The 19,281-nt window shown below is 62.4% G+C and carries 15 protein-coding genes and 1 tRNA gene; 8 read left to right on the forward strand and 8 right to left on the reverse strand.

Annotation, left to right across the window (positions count from 1 at the left end; genetic code table 11):
• Position 1 precedes the first annotated feature (1 nt).
• The 4 genes from ACFCW2_RS09040 (at position 2) to ACFCW2_RS09055 (ending at position 6,492) form a co-directional block, all read left to right on the forward strand.
• Complete coding sequence (locus tag ACFCW2_RS09040; RefSeq protein ID WP_379545798.1) at positions 2-1,087, forward strand: LacI family DNA-binding transcriptional regulator; 1,086 nt, start codon at positions 2-4, stop codon at positions 1,085-1,087.
• On the forward strand, positions 1,084-2,280 hold the full coding sequence (locus ACFCW2_RS09045) for an MFS transporter (protein ID WP_379545800.1): 1,197 nt from the start codon (positions 1,084-1,086) through the stop codon (positions 2,278-2,280). Before ACFCW2_RS09040 ends, ACFCW2_RS09045 begins: the two co-directional genes overlap by 4 nt.
• A 194-nt stretch (positions 2,281-2,474) precedes the next feature.
• On the forward strand, positions 2,475-4,799 hold the full coding sequence (locus ACFCW2_RS09050; RefSeq protein WP_379545802.1) for a glycoside hydrolase family 3 protein: 2,325 nt from the start codon (positions 2,475-2,477) through the stop codon (positions 4,797-4,799).
• 109 nt (positions 4,800-4,908) lie between these two features.
• Positions 4,909-6,492 (forward strand): sodium/sugar symporter, encoded by a 1,584-nt coding sequence (locus ACFCW2_RS09055; protein WP_379545804.1) that lies wholly within the window; start codon positions 4,909-4,911, stop codon positions 6,490-6,492.
• A gap of 30 nt (positions 6,493-6,522) precedes the next feature.
• Here the strand turns inward: ACFCW2_RS09055 and ACFCW2_RS09060 are convergent, their stop codons facing one another.
• Entirely contained in the window at positions 6,523-7,227 is a 705-nt protein-coding gene (locus ACFCW2_RS09060) for a glutathione S-transferase family protein (protein WP_379545805.1), read from the reverse strand.
• Between the two features lie 200 nt (positions 7,228-7,427).
• Here ACFCW2_RS09060 and ACFCW2_RS09065 point away from each other — a divergent pair, with 200 nt between their 5' ends.
• Complete coding sequence (locus ACFCW2_RS09065) at positions 7,428-8,852, forward strand: aldehyde dehydrogenase family protein (protein WP_379545807.1); 1,425 nt, start codon at positions 7,428-7,430, stop codon at positions 8,850-8,852.
• A 15-nt stretch (positions 8,853-8,867) separates the two neighbouring features.
• Here the strand turns inward: ACFCW2_RS09065 and ACFCW2_RS09070 are convergent, their stop codons facing one another.
• Both ACFCW2_RS09070 and acs read right to left on the reverse strand, forming a co-directional pair.
• Positions 8,868-10,070 carry a molybdopterin molybdotransferase MoeA gene (locus ACFCW2_RS09070; protein ID WP_379545808.1) on the reverse strand — a complete coding sequence of 401 codons (1,203 nt, stop codon included), beginning with the start codon at positions 10,068-10,070 and terminating at the stop codon, positions 8,868-8,870.
• On the reverse strand, positions 10,067-11,953 hold the full coding sequence (gene acs / locus ACFCW2_RS09075) for an acetate--CoA ligase (protein WP_379548955.1): 1,887 nt from the start codon (positions 11,951-11,953) through the stop codon (positions 10,067-10,069). The genes ACFCW2_RS09070 and acs overlap by 4 nt, the downstream gene beginning before the upstream one ends.
• A gap of 235 nt (positions 11,954-12,188) precedes the next feature.
• On the opposite strand from acs, the gene ACFCW2_RS09080 reads away from it, so the two are divergent.
• Positions 12,189-14,342, forward strand: coding sequence for an RNA degradosome polyphosphate kinase (locus ACFCW2_RS09080; protein WP_379548956.1), 2,154 nt, complete (start codon positions 12,189-12,191; stop codon positions 14,340-14,342).
• On the forward strand, positions 14,339-15,889 hold the full coding sequence (locus ACFCW2_RS09085) for a Ppx/GppA family phosphatase (protein WP_379545809.1): 1,551 nt from the start codon (positions 14,339-14,341) through the stop codon (positions 15,887-15,889). The genes ACFCW2_RS09080 and ACFCW2_RS09085 overlap by 4 nt, the downstream gene beginning before the upstream one ends.
• Here ACFCW2_RS09085 and ACFCW2_RS09090 read toward each other — a convergent pair.
• Entirely contained in the window at positions 15,886-16,638 is a 753-nt protein-coding gene (locus ACFCW2_RS09090) for a queuosine precursor transporter (RefSeq protein ID WP_379545810.1), read from the reverse strand. The genes ACFCW2_RS09085 and ACFCW2_RS09090 overlap by 4 nt on opposite strands.
• Positions 16,639-16,699: 61 nt before the next feature.
• Here ACFCW2_RS09090 and ACFCW2_RS09095 point away from each other — a divergent pair.
• Positions 16,700-16,776 (forward strand) — tRNA-Arg (locus ACFCW2_RS09095).
• A gap of 412 nt (positions 16,777-17,188) precedes the next feature.
• Here ACFCW2_RS09095 and ACFCW2_RS09100 read toward each other — a convergent pair.
• From ACFCW2_RS09100 to ACFCW2_RS09115, 4 genes are all read right to left on the reverse strand, one after another.
• A complete protein-coding gene (locus ACFCW2_RS09100) occupies positions 17,189-17,986 on the reverse strand; it encodes an NUDIX hydrolase (protein ID WP_379548957.1) in 798 nt (265 codons plus the stop codon).
• A gap of 343 nt (positions 17,987-18,329) precedes the next feature.
• Positions 18,330-18,659, reverse strand: coding sequence for a Grx4 family monothiol glutaredoxin (gene grxD, locus ACFCW2_RS09105; RefSeq protein WP_379545811.1), 330 nt, complete (start codon positions 18,657-18,659; stop codon positions 18,330-18,332).
• 45 nt (positions 18,660-18,704) lie between these two features.
• Positions 18,705-18,938: a BolA family protein gene (locus tag ACFCW2_RS09110; RefSeq protein ID WP_379545813.1), complete on the reverse strand. Its 234-nt coding sequence runs from the start codon at positions 18,936-18,938 to the stop codon at positions 18,705-18,707.
• 13 nt (positions 18,939-18,951) lie between these two features.
• Positions 18,952-19,275 (reverse strand): DUF1476 domain-containing protein, encoded by a 324-nt coding sequence (locus ACFCW2_RS09115; protein ID WP_379545815.1) that lies wholly within the window; start codon positions 19,273-19,275, stop codon positions 18,952-18,954.
• Positions 19,276-19,281: the final 6 nt, after the last annotated feature.

The raw sequence follows: 19,281 nt of genomic DNA on the forward strand, positions 1-19,281 counted from the left end.
TATGGCGAGACGGCGTCAATCCGTTACAATCAAGCATGTAGCCGCCGATGCAGGGGTATCCCTGCAAACGGTCAGCCGCGTCATCAACAACGAACCCAATGTCCGCCCCAAAATGCAGGAGCGGGTGCAGGCGTCGATCGACAAGCTGGGCTATGTGCCCTCGATTGCCGCCCAGCGGATGAGCGGGTCGAAATCCTATCTCATCCTCGCGCTGAACGACCGCGAAAGGACCGTGGAGAGCTGGCGCGCGCGGGAGGGCAATGACTGGGTCGACCAGATGCTGCTGGGCGGGATGTTGACCTGCGCCGAGCACGGTTACCGCATGATTATCGAGCTGGTCGACACGCATAACGACCATGTCGAGAAGGAACTCCAGGCGGTACTTTCTTCGCTTCGCCCCGATGGGGTGATGCTGACCCCGCCGCACTCCGACAACCCGTTGATCGTGAAGCTGTTCGCCGATGCAGGGCTGCCCTTTGCGCGGATCGGATCCCAATCGCGCGGACCCGGCATCGCCATTTCGATGGACGATGCCGGGTCGGCACGCAAAGCGACAGAGCACCTTCTCGCCTATGGCCACAAGCGCATCGGTTTCATTGCCGGCCCGCCTGACTACGAGCTAAGCGGATGGCGCGAGGATGGCTGGCGCGGTGCAATGGCCAAGGCCGGACTGGGCACGGCGGGGCTCTCGCAAGCGGGCGATTTCAGCGAGCAATCGGGATCGGTCGCGGCGCGTGCCCTGCTCGGCTGCGCCGAACCCCCGACCGCGATCATCGCCAGCAATGACCAGATGGCGCTGGGCGCGCTAAAGGTCGCTCGGGAGATGAGCCTTGATGTGCCGAGTGATTTGTCGCTCATTAGCTTTGATAATTCGCCGCTGGTCAAATTCGCGCAGCCGCCATTGACTGCCATCGACCAACCGATCGCGGAGACAGCCTCGGTTGCAGCGCAAGCGATTATCGAAGCCAATCGCGGGGAAGATTCGAACGCCAGCTCGCACATTGTGCAAGCCCGGTTGGTGGAACGGCAATCGGTTGCGCTTCCCTGTCCCGCGCGCCCCGCACCCCCTGCAGCCGAGGGATCATGACAGACGGGCCGCGCGGCCAGTCGCCTCGGTTTCTCGCACTTTACGCACTGGCATGGGCTGGCGGCGCGATAGCCTATACCCCGCTTCTGACGCTGATACTGCCCCTGAAAGTCATAACGCTTGCAGGCGATGACGCCGTCAGCTGGCTATCGGCGATTGCGTTTTGTGGGGCCATATCCGCAAGCCTCGCGAATATCGGTTTTGGCTGGCTTAGTGACTGGACCGGCAATCGGCGATTGTGGATTGGAGCCGGACTGATGGCGTCGAGCGCAGCCTTGCCGTTGCTCGGTCAGGCGCAGACGCTTTACCAGATCATCGCGGTCATCGTATTTTGGCAAGTCGCCCTCAACATGATGCTTTCACCGCTGGCAGCGTGGGCCGGGGATCACGTGCCTGATTATCAAAAGGGGCGGCTGGGCGGCCTGTTGTCACTCGCCCCCGCGATGGGAGCCGTGGCCGGGGCTCTGGTGACGTGGCCGGGTCTCGCCGAAGAAGGGATGCGGCTTTGGGCCATCGCAGCCATGGTTGCGGCTTGCGTTGTCCCGGTGCTGGTGCTGGGGAAGCCAAAGCATTTCCCTCATCTCATGGCGATGGAGGAACAGGAAGAGCCTGTCGTCACCGGCAATCAACGCCGCGCCGTGATCAAGATGTGGCTGGCGCGTCTGCTTTTGCAGATAAGCGAGGCGGCACTGTTCGCGTTTCTTCTGATCTGGCTAAAGACAATCAGTACAAGCATAACCGATGCGGATGTTGCCCGACTGTTCGGCTTGGTGCTGGTCATTGCGATCCCTGTGTCACTGATTGCAGGGCGCTGGGCTGACCGGCATGAGCGCCCGATTTTGCCGTTGCGTGCCAGCGCCGCGATTGCCGCGCTGGGGCTTCTCGTGATGGCTTTAGCGCAAGATAGCACGGTGGCAGTGGCGGGTTATATTTTGTTTGGTGTCTCCGGCGCAGTGTTCCTGTCCCTGCATTCGGCTCAGACCCTTCGCGTGCTTCCGCGGCCCGAAACGCGCGGGCGCGATCTGGGCATTTTCAATCTCACCAACACCGTTCCATCGCTGGTCATGCCTGGCATCGCTTTGGCCCTTATCCCCGTGTTCGGTTTTCAGGGAATGTTCTTTGCTCTGGCTGGCTTGGCGTTCGTATCGGCGCTTTTCCTCGCAGGCGTGCGACAAGATTTGGGCCAAGCGTGATTTGGCCGCTTGATAATGCCGCGGGGGCATGGCAGTCAGGTCATGAGAACGTTCACAAAGAGACCGAGGGCGGGATGTTGAATCGGGGTATTGCGGCACTGAGTGCCGTGTTGGTTGCTGGCTGTAGTCAGGTTGCGGTGGAATCTGCCGGACCTGCTCCTGCGGAGTCTGTGGAGGCAGTAGCTGCTGCCGCGATGAGTGCCGACGACGCGGAGATCGCATCCCTCGTCGCGCGCATGAGCCTCGAGCGTAAAATCGCCCAGCTCATACAGCCGCAGATCAATTCCTTCACTGCGGAGGATATGAAAACCTACCGCTTCGGCAGCTATCTCAATGGCGGCAATGGCGGGCCCTACGGCGATGAATTCGCGCCGCCTTCGGAATGGCTGCGTCTGGCAGACGAGATGTATGATGCATCGGTCCAGCCGCTGCCCGGAGGTGAGCCTGCGATCCCGGTCATGTGGGGTACCGATGCGGTGCACGGCCATTCCAACATTGTCGGCGCAACCCTGTTTCCGCACAATATCGCGCTGGGCGCGGCCAATGACGCGGATCTTGTCCGCCGGATCGGCCATGCGACGGCAATCGAGATTGAGGTGACCGGCATTGACTGGAATTTCTCCCCGACCGTGGCCGTGGCGCGCGATGATCGCTGGGGCCGGACCTATGAAAGCTATTCCGAAAATCCCGACCTTGTCGCCAAGCTGGGCGCGGCTCTGATCGAAGGGCAGCAAGGCGTGAAGGGTAGCGAAGGCTATCTCGGCGCGGGCCGCGTGATTGCAACAGCGAAACATTTCTTCGGCGATGGCGGTACCGAGCAAGGTGTCGACCAAGGGGATGTGAACGGCGATATCGACGCGCTGCTGGCGCTGCATGGCCGCCCCTATCCCGCAGCCATCGATGCCGGTGTCGAAACCATCATGGCCAGCTTCAATTCCATCAATGGCCGGAAAATGCACGGCAACGAGGCGCTGCTGACCGAGGTGCTTCGCGGCCAGATGGGCTTTGACGGATTGGTCGTCGGCGACTGGAACGGTCACGGCCAGGTCAAAGGCTGCACCGTGACCGATTGCCCGCAATCGCTGATGGCGGGCCTCGATATCTACATGGTGCCGGACGATTGGAAGGCGCTGATGGACAGCCTGATCGCGCAGGTTAAGGACGGCACGATCCCCATGTCGCGGATCGACGAAGCGGTCACCCGCGTGTTGCGCGTCAAACAGCGCGCGGGCCTTCTGGGTGAAGGTGCCCAGCGTCCTTCCGAGCGCGGATATGCCGGGCGTTACGAAATGCTGGCATCGCCGGAACACCGCGCACTAGCCCGCGAAGCCGTCGCGCGCTCGCAGGTGCTGCTCAAGAACAATGGGGTGCTGCCGATCAAGGCCGGTGCCAATGTGCTGGTTGCCGGCACCGCCGCCGATGATGTGGGTCAGGCGTCGGGCGGCTGGACGCTGGAATGGCAGGGCGGGCGCAAGGATCAATTGCCGCGCGATCGCTTTCCCAAAGCGACCACGATCTGGGACGGTTTGAAAGCGAATGTCGCCGCTAATGGCGGCAGTGCGGTGCTGTCGGAAGACGGATCGTTCGACACGCGGCCCGATACTGCGATCGTCGTCTTCGGTGAAAAACCCTATGCGGAATTTGCCGGCGATCAGCGCGATCTGGTGTTCCGTGACGAGGAAGGGCTGAAGCTCCTCAAGAGTTTCAAGGCACAGGGCATCCCGACCGTTGCCCTGTTCCTTTCCGGGCGTCCGATGTGGATGAACCGGGAATTGAACGCGGCCGACGCATTTGTCGCATCATGGTTGCCGGGAAGCGAGGGCGCCGGTGTGGCCGATGTCCTGACCGGCGCTCGCGAGGCGACCGGCCGCTTGTCCTTTTCCTGGCCCGCAACCTGCGAGGGCCGTCCGCTGAACAGCGCCGACGGGGCCTTGTTCGCATTTGGCTATGGACTGTCGCTGACGCAATCCGCCCCGCTTGGTGAATTGAGCGAAGATTGCGCGCCGCTGACGATTGTCGAGGGCGCGGAGATGTTCGGCAGCGGGCGGCTGGGCACTGGCGTCAGCGCCTTTGTCGGGCGGCTCGACGGGGCAGGCTTCGAAGAGCTGATGCCGCAAATGCGCGGCGACATGAACGGCTCCGGCGTGACCTCGCGCGGATATGACCGGGATGCCCAAGAGGACTCGCGCGAAATCAGCATGAAGGCGGGTTCGTATTTCGGGCTGGAGCAGTCTAACGATACGGGCGGTGTCTACCGGATCGAATATGCGGTTGTGACTCGCCCGACCGGTGCCGTTCGCCTGCGGGCAAGCAGCGCTGATGGCGAGGAAAATACGCTCGATATCACCCCGCAATTCGAGCTGGCCTACAGCAAGGGCTGGCGCGAGATGGTGATCAGCGAAGCCTGCGTCGCCGATCTGGGCAAGCGGATTGCGTTTGAATCCGACGGGGAAGTGACCTTCCGCATCGCTAGCGTGAAGCGGGAAGAAGCAGCACCGGATACGGAATGCTCTTTCTGAGCTGAGCGACTTAATGCTTACGTATACAACTGGACTAGGGGCAACGCACCGCTAGTCACACATCGAGGGTTTGCGACCGGAACGATCCGGCGCATGGGGGAGAAGTTTGATGACGCTCGCAACGATCGATCTGGTGATCATCGCAGTCTATGCTTTCGGGTTGCTGGGCATCGCCCTGTATGTCTCGCGAGAGCCTGCGGGCCATGCGAAGAATACGGAGGATTACTTCCTCGCCGGGCGCGCCCTGCCGTGGTGGGCCATCGGTGCTTCGTTGATTGCGTCGAACATTTCGGCCGAGCAGATCATCGGCCAGTCGGGCGAGGGCTTTGCCATCGGGATCGCGATCGCCGCCTATGAATGGCAGGCCGCCATCGTCCTGCTGATCGTGGCGAAATACTTCCTGCCGATCTTCCTGAAGCGCAAGATCTACACGATGCCGCAGTTCCTCGAGCAGCGGTATGGCTCTGGCGTGAAGAACTTGATGAGCGTGTTCTGGGTGGCGCTTTACACTGCAGTCAATCTCACCGCCGTTCTGTGGCTGGGCGGCCTCGCCATCGACACGCTAACCGGCTGGGGCGTGATGACCTCGATGATCGCGCTGGCAGGCTTTGCGGTGCTGTATTCGCTTTATGGCGGGCTGAAAGCGGTCGCCCTTACCGACATCATTCAAGTGGTGATCCTGATCATTGGCGGGTTTGCGATTACGTGGTTTGCGCTGGATGCACTTCCAGCCGACGGAGCCATCGCGGGCTTCGGCTATCTGATGCAGGAAATGCCCGGTCACTTCGAGATGATCCTCGATGAAGGCGATAACGGTTATGACAAGCTGCCAGGCATCTGGACGCTGCTGGGCGGGCTGTGGGTGCTGCATTTCAGCTATTGGGGGTTCAACCAGTACATCATCCAGCGCGCACTAGGGGCGGAGAATCTGGGTGAAGCGCAGAAGGGCCTCGCCTTTGCCGCGTTCCTGAAGCTGCTGGTGCCTTTCATCGTGGTTATTCCCGGCATCGCAGCGGTCATTCTCGCGCAGCAGGGCATGCTCAACCAGTCGGCCCTCAACGAGGCATCCGACCGGACCTATGGCGAGCTGATGGGCTTTGCGCCTGCGGGCTTGCGCGGTCTGGTTTTTGCCGCACTGATTGCGGCGGTGGTGTCTTCGCTGGCGTCGATGATGAACTCGATCTCGACCATCTTCACGATGGATCTGTATCGCAGCTGGAAGCCTGAGCAGGACGAGAGGCACTATGTTCTGGTCGGCCGGATCACGGCTTTTGCGGCCATGGCAATTGCGCTGGTGCTGGCCCGCCCGTTCCTCGGCGGCCTCGAAAGCGCGTTCCAGACCGTACAGGAATACACCGGCTATATCGCGCCGGGCGTGGTGATCGTCTTCCTGCTCGGTTTCTTCGACAAGAAGGCCAACACGGCAGGCGCGTTCACCGCGCTGATCGGTTCGGTGGTGCTGAATATCGTCGTCAATGCCGTGTTCCCCGAATTGCCCTTCGTGGTGCGCATCTGGATCGTCTTTGTAGTCGGGCTGATCGCCGCGATTGTGGTGTCCCGGATGACCGGCGCGCCTGACGAAGAGCGTACCGTGAATCTGAGCGATATCGGCTTCGGCACGACCGCACTGTTCAACGGGCTCGCCATGCTGACCGTCGCGATCCTTGCGGGGCTCTATATCGTTCTGTGGTGAGGATGCCTTGCCGGAGCGGGGGCCGGGTTTTTAGCCCAGCTTGATCCGCTCCGGCATCGCCTTGCGAATAAAGCGCTCCGCCTGCGCGTAAGGCCTGTCAATCGAGGGGCGCTCACGCATACGGACCTGATGGGCGGCCAGCGCCGGCCACGCGGAAAGGTCCACGTCGGCCACCAGCATGATCTGCATCAGGCAGGTCGTGACCGTGATGTCGGCAATCGTCACGCCGTCGCCGACGTAGAAATCGCCATCGCCCAGCGCGCTGTCCAGATAGCTCAGGATCGAAGGCATCTTGCCAGTCCAGCTGCCTTGCATCGTTTCCAGATCGGGCTCCTTCCCCTGAGTGACGGCGAAGAAGGCCGGGCGGAAGATGCCGAGGCCTCCGGTCGCGGCCAGATGCGAGTCGGCATATTCCTCGATGAACAGCGCGCGTCCATAGGGATAGGCCTCTGCCGGATAGATAGCGGGGCCGGGTACCTTGCGCTCGATATAGGCGCAGATCGCGCTGGAATCGGCGATTGTTCCGTCCACCCCCTCGGCGGCAATCGACCGGTCGCGCAGCACGGGAATACGCTTCAGAGGACTGATGGCACGGAACCATTCGGGCGGATTGAAGACATCGACAGCATCGATTTCGAAGGGCACGTCTTTCTCGATACATACAGCCGCCACCTTGCGCACGAAGGGGGAAACGGGGCTGCCATAGATGACGAGATCGGGTGGTGTGTCGGTCATGTGTTTTCTCCGGTGCTATTGCTGTGCCTAAAGAGCTAGCGGATCGCGCTACAGGAGGATAGGTTGCATAGCGCAATGGATAGGCGCGCCGCTTCGCCGCAGCCGCTATTCGCTTGAGCGATATTTCACCGAGATCCGATTGCGCGGACGGGGCCGAGTGCCCATTTAGCGGACAACGAAACAACAGGAGAGGCAAGATAATGGCTACCCAATACAAAAACCTGATCAATGGCGAGATGGTCAGCACCGACAAGACGCTCGAAGTGCTGAACCCGGCGACCGAGGAAGTCATCGGTCTGGTGCCCGCCTGCGGAGCCGAAGAGCTCGACACTGCCGTTGCCGCCGCGCGTGCCGCCTTCAAGACGTGGCGCAAAACCTCAATGGACGAGCGCCGCGCCGCAATCATGGCGATTGCCGGGGCCATCAATGAAAATTCCGAAGAGCTTTACCGCCTACTGACGGCAGAGCAGGGCAAGCCGCACGAGCAGGCCAAGGGCGAGATCATGGGCGCGGCCTATATGGCCTCCACGCAGGCCTCGCTCGATCTCGAAGACGAGATGGTTCAGGACGACGAGAAGGAATCGATCCGCACCCGCCGCGTGCCGGTGGGCGTGGTCGGCGGCATCGTGCCGTGGAACTTCCCCGTCTCGATGGCGATCCAGAAGATCGTTCCCGCCATGCTGTCGGGCTGCACCATTGTGCTCAAGCCATCGCCTTTCACGCCGCTGACCACGCTGAAGCTGGCCGAACTGATTGCGGACAAGGTGCCTGCAGGCGTCGTCAACATCATTACTGGTGAAGACAGCCTCGGCCCGCTCATCACCGAGCATGCCGATATCGACAAGATCACCTTCACCGGCTCCACCGCGACCGGCAAGAAGATCATGGAAGGCGCCGCTGGCGACCTGAAGCGGATTACGCTGGAACTGGGCGGCAACGATGCCAGCATCGTGATGCCCGACGCCGATGTGGAGAAGGTGGCAGAGCAGCTGTTCTGGGCCAGCTTCATGAATGCAGGCCAGATCTGCATCGCGGCCAAGCGCGTCTATATCCATGAAGATATCTACGACGATCTGAGCGCTGCGATTGCCGAATATGCCAAGGGTGTGACCGTCGGTGACGGGTCGCAGCAGGGCACCGGCGTCGGTCCGATCCAGAACAAGAAGCAGTTCGAGCGCGTCAAGGAGCTGATCCAAGACGCCAAGGACAATGGCTACAAGTTCCTGATCGGCGGCGATGTCGATCCGTCGGGCACCGGCTATTTCGTGCCGCTGACCATCCTCGACAACCCGCCCGAAGACGCGCGCATCGTGGCCGAGGAACAGTTCGGCCCGGTCATGCCGCTGATGAAGTTCTCGACCGAGGACGAGGTGATCGAGCGGGCGAACAATTCCGACTACGGCCTGGCCGGCGCGGTCTGGACCAAGGACGAGGAAAAGGGCGTCGAAATCGCCGAGAAGCTGGAAACCGGCACGGTCTGGATCAACCAATTCCTGAAGCTCACGCCGCACACGCCCTTTGCCGGGCACAAGCAATCGGGCTTCGGCGCGGAATACGGCAAGGAAGGCCTGCTGGAGTTCACCTACCCGCAGGTCATCATGCTGAAGAAAAACGCACCGGTTTAAAAACCGGCTGATGCCCTAAATCGGCAGATACGAAACGAGCGCCCCGGCCTGAACCGCCGGGGCGTTTGCGTTTCGGAAGAGCAGCGCATCGGCGGCGGCGAGCGGGCGGAGCAGGCTGGAATCCTGCGATCCGGTCAGCGCTATGCTTGTGGTGCCATCCTCGCCATGGGTCAGAGCGGCGCGCTGGAAGGTGTCGCGTGGGCCGTTGGCGGTGAGGTCCTGCGCCGCGATGGCGGTTCGCATGGCGGCGGCGATATCGGCGGGGGTGTCGCGGCCCGACAACCGCTCGACGGCGAGTTTGCCGAACAGCAACGCGGTGACATAGCTCGACGCCGGATTGCCCGGCAGGCCGAGCACACGCGTGCCCGATGGCAGCGTGCCGAACCAGACCGGCTTGCCGGGGCGCAGGGCGACCTTGCTGAAGACCAGCTCTCCGCCCAGCGCTGCAAACGCGCCCTTGACCAGATCGTGCGGGCCGACCGACGCGCCGCCCGCAATGACGATCAGGTCCGCGCCGTCGCCGCTGGCCAGTTTCGCTTCGACGTCCGATGCCTCGTCTCCCGCGCGGCCCAGCCAGCGTGCGTTTGCTCCGAAGCGGGTGAACTGGGCGGCAAGGGCGACGGAATTGCTGTCGAATACGGTCGGGCCATCGGGCGGCGTGCCGGGGTCGAGCAGTTCGTCGCCATTGGTCATCACGGCGACGGTCGGCTGGCGCGTGGCGGCAATGGCGCCGAGCCCCGCCGCAGCGGCCAGCGCCAGACGGGCCGGGGTCAGCGGTTCGCCAGCACGCACCAGCACCTCGCCCGCCGAAAAGTCGATCCCTGCGCGCCTTATATGCCGCGCTTCGGGCTGGTCGTCCTCCACCTTGACCCGCTCGCCCTCGCGGGCCGCGTCTTCGAGGATCAGGACATGGTCGGTCCCGGCGGGCATATGCGCTCCGGTGGAAACCAGCGTCGCCTGCCCCGCACCGATCTGCCCGTCAAAGGGCGCACCGGCCCGGCTCTCGCCGATGATCTCCAGCACCGATCCCACCGCGCAATCGGCATGGCGCACGGCATAGCCATCCATCGCCGACTGGTCCGCCGGAGGATGGGCGACCAGCGCGGTGACGTCCTGCGCCGAAACGCGCCCCAGCGCCTGCGCCAGCGGCACGTCTTCGGCCTCCAGTGCCGGACAGGCCGCAGCGATCAGGCCACGCGCTTCGGTGAGACCGATCATGGCGCGATGCGGTTGGCGACCAGGTCCTCGACTACGGCGGGATCGGCCAGCGTGGAAGTGTCGCCCACCTGATCGGGCTGGCCTTCCGCAATCTTCCTCAGGATGCGCCGCATGATCTTGCCGCTGCGGGTCTTGGGCAGGGCGGGGGCAAACTGCAGCGCATCGGGCGTGGCGATGGAGCCGATTTCCTTGCGCACCCATTGGCGCAGTTCGCCGCGCAGCTCCCCGCTGTCCTCCACACCCGCGATCAGCGTGACGAAGGCGTAGATGCCCTGTCCCTTGATATCGTGCGGCATGCCGACGACGGCGGCCTCCGCGACGCTTTCATGCGCCACCAGCGCGCTCTCGACCTCGGCGGTGCCCATGCGGTGGCCCGACACGTTGATCACATCGTCGACCCGGCCGGTGATCCAGTAATAGCCGTCATCGTCCCGCCGACATCCGTCGCCGGTGAAATAGCGGCCCGGATAGGTGCTGAAATAGGTGTCGAAGAAGCGCTGGTGATCGCCATAGACGCTGCGCATCTGGCCTGGCCAGCTTTGGGTGAGGCACAGATTGCCGTCCGTCGCGCCCTCCAGCACTGCGCCTTCGGCATCCACCAGCAGCGGATGTACGCCGGGCAGGGGCTTCGTCGCGCTGCCGGGTTTGGTTTCGATAACGCCCGGCACTGGCGCGATCAGCGCGCCGCCTGTTTCGGTCTGCCACCACGTATCGACAATCTCGCATCGGCCGCCGCCCACCACGCGGTGATACCAGTTCCACGCCTCCGGATTGATCGGCTCGCCCACCGTGCCCAGCAGGCGGATTTTGGAGAGGTCGTGTTTCGCCACCCACTCCTCGCCCTCCCGCATCAGGGCGCGGATCGCGGTGGGGGCGGTGTAGAAGATGGTCACGCCCAGTCGCTCGCAGGTCTCCCAGAAACGGCCCGGATCGGGATAATTGGGCACCCCGTCGAACATCACGGTCTTCGCGCCATTGGCAAGCGGGCCGTAGACCAGATAGCTGTGCCCGGTAATCCAGCCGACATCGGCGGTGCACCAGAACAGATCGTCTTCGCTAGCGCCGAAGATCAGATCGAAGGTCAGCGTGACCCACAGGAGATAGCCGCCGGTCGTGTGCAGCACGCCCTTCGGCTTGCCAGTCGATCCGCTGGTATAGAGGATGAACAGCGGGTCCTCGGCGTCCATGACTTCCGCCGCGCAGTCCGGCTCCACCGTGGCGCGCGCCTCGTGCCACCAGACATCGCGGCCCTCCACGAATGCGACATCGCCGCCGGTTCGCTCGATCATCAGCACTGTGTGCACGCCTAGGCAGCGCTGCAGCGCGGCGTCGCTGTTGGCTTTCAGGGGAATGCGCTTGCCCCCGCGCACGCCCTCGTCGGCGGTGATCAGCGCGACCGCCTCGCAATCGAGGATGCGGTCGGCGAGACTGTCTGGCGAGAACCCGCCAAACACCACCGAATGCACCGCCCCGATGCGCGCGCAAGCGAGCATGGCAAAGGCGGCCTCGGGGATATTGGGCATATAGATGATGACCCGGTCGCCCCTCGCGATGCCGCGCGACTTCAGCACATTGGCGAAGCGGCAGACTTCCTCGTGCACTTCACGGTAAGTCAGCGCGCGGCCTTCACCCGGCTCATCGCCCTCGAACACGATCGCGGTCTGGTCGCCGCGTGCTTCCAGATGGCGGTCGAGGCAATTGACGCTGACATTGAGCTGGCCGTCGGCGAACCATTTGATGCCGAAATCAGCTTTGTCGAAGGAGCTTTCATCGGCGCGCGTGGGAAACCGTTCCCAATCCAGCCGCTTGGCCTGCTCCAGCCAATGCGTTTCGCTGCCCTTTGCCAGAGTGGCCTGCATTCCCGCCAATGTGCGTTCGACCATGGTGCTTTTATCCATTCAATGTTGCGCCCGGCTTGGTGCACGCTGGGTCCCTGCGCGGTCAAGCATCAGAATTGTCGGTCGTTCCGGCAAATCGGGCACATTGCCGCCGCCGATGGATTTGCATAGAGAAACCCAATCTCAACAAGGGGGCGGCTAAGAGACTGCTATGGCCAGACGGGCGAGCAATGATGATCTTCCCGACGTCGTCGATCACGGCGCACCCGTCGCTGTGGATATGGGCGAGACCTATTTCAATCGCGAATTGAGCTGGCTGGCGTTCAACGACCGCGTTCTGGAAGAAGCCCGCAACCCGTCCTATCCCTTGCTGGAACGGCTGCGATTCCTGTCGATATCCGGCAGCAATCTGGACGAATTTCTGATGATCCGCGTGGCGGGTCTGGTCGGGCAGGTGCAGCGCGGGATCGAACGCGCTTCGGATGATGGCCGCTCTCCGGCGCAGCAACTGTCCGACGTGCGCGACCGGCTCGAACAGCTGAATGCGAAGCAGCAGGAAACGTGGCGGACGCTGCGCGGGCAACTGGCCGATGCGGGCATCCACATCACCGACGAGGAACGGATCGACGAGGAAGCTTATGGCTGGTTGAAGCGCTATTTCCTCGACGAGATTGCCCCGGTTATCACGCCGCAGGCGCTGGACCCGGCGCACCCGTTCCCGTTTGTCCAGAACGAAGGACTGGGCCTGCTGTTCAGGCTGAACCGGAATTCTGGCGGCGGTGTGCAGGAACTGGTCGAGATGATCCTGATCCCGACCGCCATGCCGCGTTTTGTTCGCGTGCCAAGCACCCAGCCGGGCGACGATGCGCTGTATATCAGCATCGAAAGCCTGATTACCCGCTTTGCACATCACCTGTTTCCCGGCTTCGATATTGTCGGCGATGGCGCATTTCGCGTGCTGCGCGACAGCGACATTGAAATCGAGGAAGAAGCCGAGGATCTGGTGCGCACCTTCCGCACGGCGATTCAGCGGCGGCGGCGTGGACAGGTGATCCAGCTGGAACTGGAAGATGATTTCTGCCCGATTTCCGAAGTGCTGCTGCGCGAGCGGCTCGACACGCCGGGCGCTACCATCATCAAGACCGAAGGCATGCTGGGAATCGAAGGCTTGTCCGGCATCGTCGACGAAGACCGGCCCGATCTGAAATTCGCGCAATATTCGCCGCGTTACCCCGAACGGGTGCTGGAGCACGACGGCAATCTGTTCTCGGCCATCAGCGAAAAAGACATCGTCATCCACCACCCCTATGAGAGTTTCGACGTGGTGGTCGACTTCATCCGGCAGGCCGCGCGCGATCCGAATGTGGTGGCGATCAAACAGGCACTCTACCGCGCCGGCACCCAGTCGAAAGTGATTGAGGCGCTGGTTGAAGCGGCTGAGAACGGCAAATCGGTCACCGCTGTGGTTGAACTGAAAGCGCGTTTTGACGAGGAGCAGAACCTATACTGGGCCAGCCAGCTGGAGCGGGCAGGCGTGCAGGTGATCTACGGCTTCGTTGATTGGAAGACCCACGCCAAGGTTGCGATGGTGGTGCGGCGCGAGGAAAGCGGTTTTCGCACCTACTGCCATTTCGGGACCGGGAATTATCACCCGGTCACGGCCAAGATTTACACCGATCTCAGCTACTTCACCGCCGACCCGCGTCTGGGACGCGATGCGGCGAAGCTGTTCAACTTCGTCACGGGTTATGTCGAGCCGCGCCGGATGGAGATGCTCTCGGTATCGCCAATTGATCTGCGCGAGGAGCTCTACGCCCGGATCGATGCGGAGATGGCGCACGCCAGAGCGGGCCGCCCGGCCAATATCTGGATGAAGATGAACCAGCTGAGCGACAGCGGCATGATCGACCGGCTCTATGCTGCGAGCGAGGCTGGTGTGGAAATTCAGCTGGTGGTGCGCGGCATCTGCAATCTGCGCCCGGGCGTAGAAGGACTATCCGAGAACATTCGGGTCAAATCGATCATCGGCCGCTTTCTAGAGCACAGCCGGATTTACGCCTTCGGTAACGGCCATCCGATCCCCAGCGCGGAAGCATTGGTGTTCATCTCGTCTGCTGATCTGATGGGCCGAAATCTGGATCGGCGGGTGGAGCAATTGGTGCCGATCGAGAACCCGACCGTGCACAACCAGATTTTGCAGCAAGTCCTGCTCGCCAATCTGCTGGACACCGAGCAAAGCTGGGAGCTGTTGCCCGATGGCCAGTATGAGCGGGTCCCGGAAGGCGACAAGCCGTTCAATTGCCACCGCTATTTCATGACCAACCCGTCGCTATCGGGCCGCGGCGGCGCGCTGGAGGCGGGCGGCGTGCCCAAGCTGGCTCTGCGCAAAACGCAATCGGAAGAGCCGCCTGCCAAGAAGGCAAAGAAGCGTTGAGCTTGCGTTCCCGCAAGTCCGACCGAGAAGGGCTGTTCTCCGGCGAGAAGGCCGAGCGGGCGATCATCGATATCGGTTCCAACACCGTGCGGCTGGTTCTTTACGGCGCTTCGATGCGCGCGCCCAAAGTGCTGCTGAACGAGAAAGTCGCCGCAAGGCTGGGGCGCGATATCGCTAGCAGCGGCGAACTCGCGCAGGAGGCGGTCGATCTCGCGCTCAGGGGGATGGAACGCTACGCGCTGGTCCTCGGCGATCTGGGAATAACCGACATCGAGGTTGTCGCCACGGCTGCTGTTCGAGAAGCGGCCAATGGCGAGGATTTTCTCGGCCAGCTGCGCGCCTTGGGCTTTGCGCCCAAAGTGCTCAGCGGGGTGGACGAAGCCTGCACCAGCGCATGGGGGGTCATCGGTGCTTTCCCCAAAGCGCGCGGCATGGTGGCCGATCTGGGTGGTGGCAGCCTGGAGCTGGTGAACGTCACCGGCGGCGCGCCGTCCGATGCGATCAGCCTGCCCATTGGAACGCTGCGTCTGCCCGAGATGGCAGACGATCACGCCGGGCTGAAAAAAGCGCTGGAGAAAAAGCTGCGCAAGGCGGACATCGTGAAAACCGATGGTTCGCTCTATCTGGTGGGCGGCACGTTCCGCGCGATGGCGGTGTTTGCCATGCAGCGCGCAGGCACGCCGTTGACTGATCCGCATGGCCTCAGCCTGCCCTATGACGAGGCGATCAAGGTGGCCAAGGAGCTGGCCGCGACGTCAAGCGATGATCTGCAAGCCGAGCCTCGGATCTCTTCCATGCGCGCAGGGATGCTACCCGATGCTGCAGTGCTGATCCTGACCTTGCTCAAACATCTGAAGCCGGACCGGGTGATCATTTCGGCATGGGGCCTTCGCGAAGGGCTGCTGTTCAGCCGGTTGCCCGATCATGCGCGCCGGCAGGACCCCCTGCTGGCGGGTGTCGCCCATTTCGCGGCCCAGCGCGGAGCGCCTCCACTACTGGCGACACGGGTAGCGGGCTGGACCGTGGGCGCGGTGGCCAAGAACGTGCAGGGCAGCGAACGTTTGCGGCTGGCTGCGACCATGCTCTCACTCGCGGCGATGCAGATAGAGCCCAATCTGCGCATCCGGCAGGGCGTGGAATGGGCGCTCCACAAGCGCTGGCTGGCGGTTGATCCGGTCGGCCGCGCGATGATGGCGGCGGCAATCTGCGCCAATGGCAATAATCTCGATCTGCCCGACGAACTTCATGCCATCGCCGGTGACGATGCTTTGGAAGAGGCGATCTGCTGGGGCTATGCGACGCGCCTGTGCCGGCGGCTGGGCGGGCGGTCCCGCAAATCGTTTGAATCAAGCCAGCTACTGGTGGAAGACGGAACGCTGATCTTGCGATTGCTGACAAGCCACGCGGCCCTGTTCGGGGTGCCAAACGAGAAAGACCTAGGTCTGCTGGCCGACCGCCTGAAGCTGGATGCGCGGATGGAAGTCGTCGAACATCTGGAGGATATCACTCCGGTCTCGGGCGATAACGGAATACCGATCGTCGGCTAGTCCGTCTGTTTGGCGAAGGGCGAGAAATTGGTTCCGGTGTCATAGACATCGATCCCCTCGCGCTTCTTCAGCCAATTGATCACGAGATAGGTGAAGGGCGTAAGCAGCGCTTCCCACGCGGTCTTGATCAGCCATTGCGACAGCACAACCTGCCACAGCAATTCGGGCGGCCACCCGGCGATGCCCCAGAACGCCAGCGGATAGAATATCAGGCTGTCGAGCCCCTGACCGACCACAGTCGATCCGATGGTGCGGGCCCAGAGCGCGCGGCCCTGCGTCCAGATTTTCATCTTCGCTAGCACCAGCGAGTTGGCGAATTCTCCGGCCCAGAACGCCACCATCGAAGCGATCACAATCCGCCATGTGTTGCCGAAGACCTTTTCGTAAGCTTCCTGTCCGTCCCACCCCTCGGCAGCGGGCAGGGACACCACGGCCCACGCCATGAACGCCATGAAGACCAGCGCAGCAAAGCCTGTCCAGATCACACGCCGCGCGCGGGCATAGCCGTACACTTCGGTCAGGATGTCGCCGATGATGTAGCTGACGGGGAAAAACAGCACGCCCGCGCCGAACGACCATGTCTCGCCCCCGGGCAGCGTGACGTAACTTGGTTTTGACGCCCCGATCAGGTTGGAGAGCAGCAGGATGGTGACGAACGCCGCCATCACGAAATCGTAATAGCGGAAGCGGATCGCTCCGGTGGAGCCATCGTGTTGCTGTATCGCGGGCGGCGAAACACTTTTTTCCATGCGCGCAATGCCTATCGCGGTTTTACCGATGTGGAAAGCACGCTATCGCCCCCACCGGCGCGCGCCCGTAGCTCATCTGGATAGAGCGCGAGACTTCTAATCTTGAGGCAGCAGGTTCGAGTCCTGCCGGGCGCGCCAATTATCCCCGCCCCGGAAGGGGTGGGGATAATTGGTGGGGCCATAAAGGACCGGACCCGTTCGGAATCGGAGGCGGTGCAACCGCCGGAGATGACGGAGCCGCGACGCGGCGGAGTAGTCCTGCCGGGCGCGCCATTTTCGTTTTCGCCTCAGACGCCGGCGGGGCCATCCGGCCCCTTAGGCTTTCCTCGCTCACGCGACCTGACGGCCGCATCGCTGCGGGCGGCCCGGTCGGGCCTTTGGTCAGCCTTCGGCTGACATGCGGCTGCAATCAGCGCTGGTTCGGGCTTCACGCCCGCAAGCGCGACGGTGCGCCCGCAGGTGCCCCGCAGCCGGACGAAGTCTGGCGAAGGGAACAGCACCGAGGATGGATCGGCGGATGCCGATCCGGAACCACAAAGGCGCGTTCCGCTTAACCTCGCGCGACACTTTCCAGCAGCTCTGCGGTAATCGGGTAGCCTGCGTCTTCCATGATGCGGAGCATCGGCTTGTCGCCGCTCGTGTCGATCTGGGGGATTATGGTTTTCACGGGCGTTGCCTGCGCGTGCGCCCTTGTCTCTTCGTAGCTGCTAAACAGGGCAAGGCGCTCGAGGTTGCGGCGTGTCGGAAAGATCAGCTTGATCTCGCCGGTTTCCGCCATGTCCAATGCGCCCTTCGCGCTGACCCAGAACAGCCGGGTGTTTTCCGTCTGGTCGACTTCGATATCGACTGCGCCGGTGCCCAGATTGGCGAGATAGAAGCGGGTGTCGTAAACGCGCGGGATTTTCTCGTTGAGGGGGAACCAGCGGGCGAAGGGCGTCAATTGTGCCAGATCGAGCGACCAGTTGAATTCGTCCAGCACCGGAGCGAGCGCTTCGGTCTGCATCAGCATATCGCGGGCCGTGCGGGCCTTGGCGGCATCGATGTCTCCGGCAAGCCCGATGGCGAGACCGGTTTCTTCCAGCGTTTCGCGCACGACGGCGATCTGGTGCGCCGCTTCCTCTGGCTCGATATCGCCCGACAAGGCTTTGCCCAGCGCGAAGTCGGCCGGATCGACCCGCCCGCCGGGGAACACCGCCATTCCGCCCGCGAAGGTCATATTGCGCGAGCGCACGGTCATCAGGATTTCGGGCGGTTGGCCATCCGGTCCGTTGCGGAAAATTATGACGGTAGCGGCAGGAATGCCCTCGGCTTTTGCTGACGGGCTTACGGTGTTCTGTTCATCTGACATGCGCGGCACTGTGACGCGCGTTGTGCGTACTGCCAAGCGCCCATTTCTTCAGAGCGAAGTTTCGCCGTTGCGGGAAAAGGAGGGTGTCGGATGAATTTACACAGGGCCGCAAAGGTAACTCCGATTTAACCACTGTCTCGCGCAGCCTTCTGCGGTTTCGCAAAACTGGCACGCGCCCTGCATCACCAGTGATACCCCGAATGGTCTTCGACTAAAGAGGCGGGGCCACCCCTGGTCTCCCGGCCCCGCCTCCCCGAAGAAACGCCTCCCCGAAGCACATATGAAAAGGCCCGCAAATACGCGGGCCTTTTTCGTTTTCGGGGGGAAACAAGGAGTTGGTCGATCAGGTCGCCTTTTTCACGCCTTTGTCGTCCATCGTCTGCTGCAGCTCGCCAGCCTCGAACATCTCCATCATGATGTCGCTGCCGCCAAGAAATTCGCCCTTCACATAGAGCTGCGGAATGGTCGGCCAGTCGGAATATTCCTTGATCCCGGAGCGGATTTCCATGTCCTGCAGAACGTCCACGCTTTCATAGGCAACCCCGCAATGGTCGAGAATGGCGACAGCCCGGCTGGAAAAGCCGCATTGCGGGAACAGGGGCGTGCCCTTCATGAACAGGACGACATCATTGTCGCCAACAATGCCGGAAATGCGTGTTTGGGTATCGGTCATGGGGTTGGGCCCGCCAGTTACTGGAATGTGTTTGCGTGTGTGCGACTAATCTGGGGTCGCAGTGGTGAGTTGCAAGGCATGCAGCACGCCGCCCATCTTCCCGCCCAGCGCGTCATAGACCATCTTGTGCTGCGCCACCCGGCTCTTGCCCACAAAAGCGGGCGAGACGACATGCGCCGCCCAATGGTCGTTATCACCTGCCAGATCGCGCATCGTCACCTCTGCATCGGGCATAGCGGCGGTAATCATACCGGTAATTTCTTCGGCTGACATGGGCATCGCAGCGGGGGCCTTAGCTGTCGCTCATCAGCTGGCGACGCGCTTCGACTGCGCATTCTTCCAGCTTGGCGCGGATATCGTCTTCGGAGACGTCGCAATCGGCGGCGGTCAGATCGCCCAGAACCTTGCGGATCACGTCTTCGTCACCGGCTTCCTCGAAGTCAGCCTGAACGACAGCCTTCTTATAGCCGTCGGTTTCCTCGTCGGTCAGGCCCATCAGGCCAGCGGCCCATTCGCCCAGCAGACGGTTGCGGCGGGCGGCGACCTTGAAGGCGGTCTCCCCGTCCATCGCGAATTTGCTTTCTTCGCCTTTCTGGCGGTCTTTGAAATCGGTCATTGTCGG

Source organism: Qipengyuania algicola (assembly GCF_042492175.1).
In the GTDB taxonomy this organism is placed as follows: Bacteria; Pseudomonadota; Alphaproteobacteria; order Sphingomonadales; family Sphingomonadaceae; genus CAJXSN01.

Bases quoted from the DNA above. Each gene is read 5' to 3' on its own strand.
- ACFCW2_RS09040 (WP_379545798.1), top strand. From the start codon at position 2: ATGGCGAGACGGCGTCAATCCGTTACAATCAAGCATGTAGCCGCCGAT.
- ACFCW2_RS09045 (WP_379545800.1), top strand. From the start codon at position 1,084: ATGACAGACGGGCCGCGCGGCCAGTCGCCTCGGTTTCTCGCACTTTAC.
- ACFCW2_RS09050 (WP_379545802.1), top strand. From the start codon at position 2,475: ATGAGTGCCGACGACGCGGAGATCGCATCCCTCGTCGCGCGCATGAGC.
- ACFCW2_RS09055 (WP_379545804.1), top strand. From the start codon at position 4,909: ATGACGCTCGCAACGATCGATCTGGTGATCATCGCAGTCTATGCTTTC.
- ACFCW2_RS09060 (WP_379545805.1), bottom strand. From the start codon at position 7,227: ATGACCGACACACCACCCGATCTCGTCATCTATGGCAGCCCCGTTTCC.
- ACFCW2_RS09065 (WP_379545807.1), top strand. From the start codon at position 7,428: ATGGCTACCCAATACAAAAACCTGATCAATGGCGAGATGGTCAGCACC.
- ACFCW2_RS09070 (WP_379545808.1), bottom strand. From the start codon at position 10,070: ATGATCGGTCTCACCGAAGCGCGTGGCCTGATCGCTGCGGCCTGTCCG.
- acs (WP_379548955.1), bottom strand. From the start codon at position 11,953: ATGGTCGAACGCACATTGGCGGGAATGCAGGCCACTCTGGCAAAGGGC.
- ACFCW2_RS09080 (WP_379548956.1), top strand. From the start codon at position 12,189: ATGGGCGAGACCTATTTCAATCGCGAATTGAGCTGGCTGGCGTTCAAC.
- ACFCW2_RS09090 (WP_379545810.1), bottom strand. From the start codon at position 16,638: ATGGAAAAAAGTGTTTCGCCGCCCGCGATACAGCAACACGATGGCTCC.
- ACFCW2_RS09100 (WP_379548957.1), bottom strand. From the start codon at position 17,986: ATGTCAGATGAACAGAACACCGTAAGCCCGTCAGCAAAAGCCGAGGGC.
- grxD (WP_379545811.1), bottom strand. From the start codon at position 18,659: ATGACCGATACCCAAACACGCATTTCCGGCATTGTTGGCGACAATGAT.
- ACFCW2_RS09110 (WP_379545813.1), bottom strand. From the start codon at position 18,938: ATGCCCATGTCAGCCGAAGAAATTACCGGTATGATTACCGCCGCTATG.
- ACFCW2_RS09115 (WP_379545815.1), bottom strand. From the start codon at position 19,275: ATGACCGATTTCAAAGACCGCCAGAAAGGCGAAGAAAGCAAATTCGCG.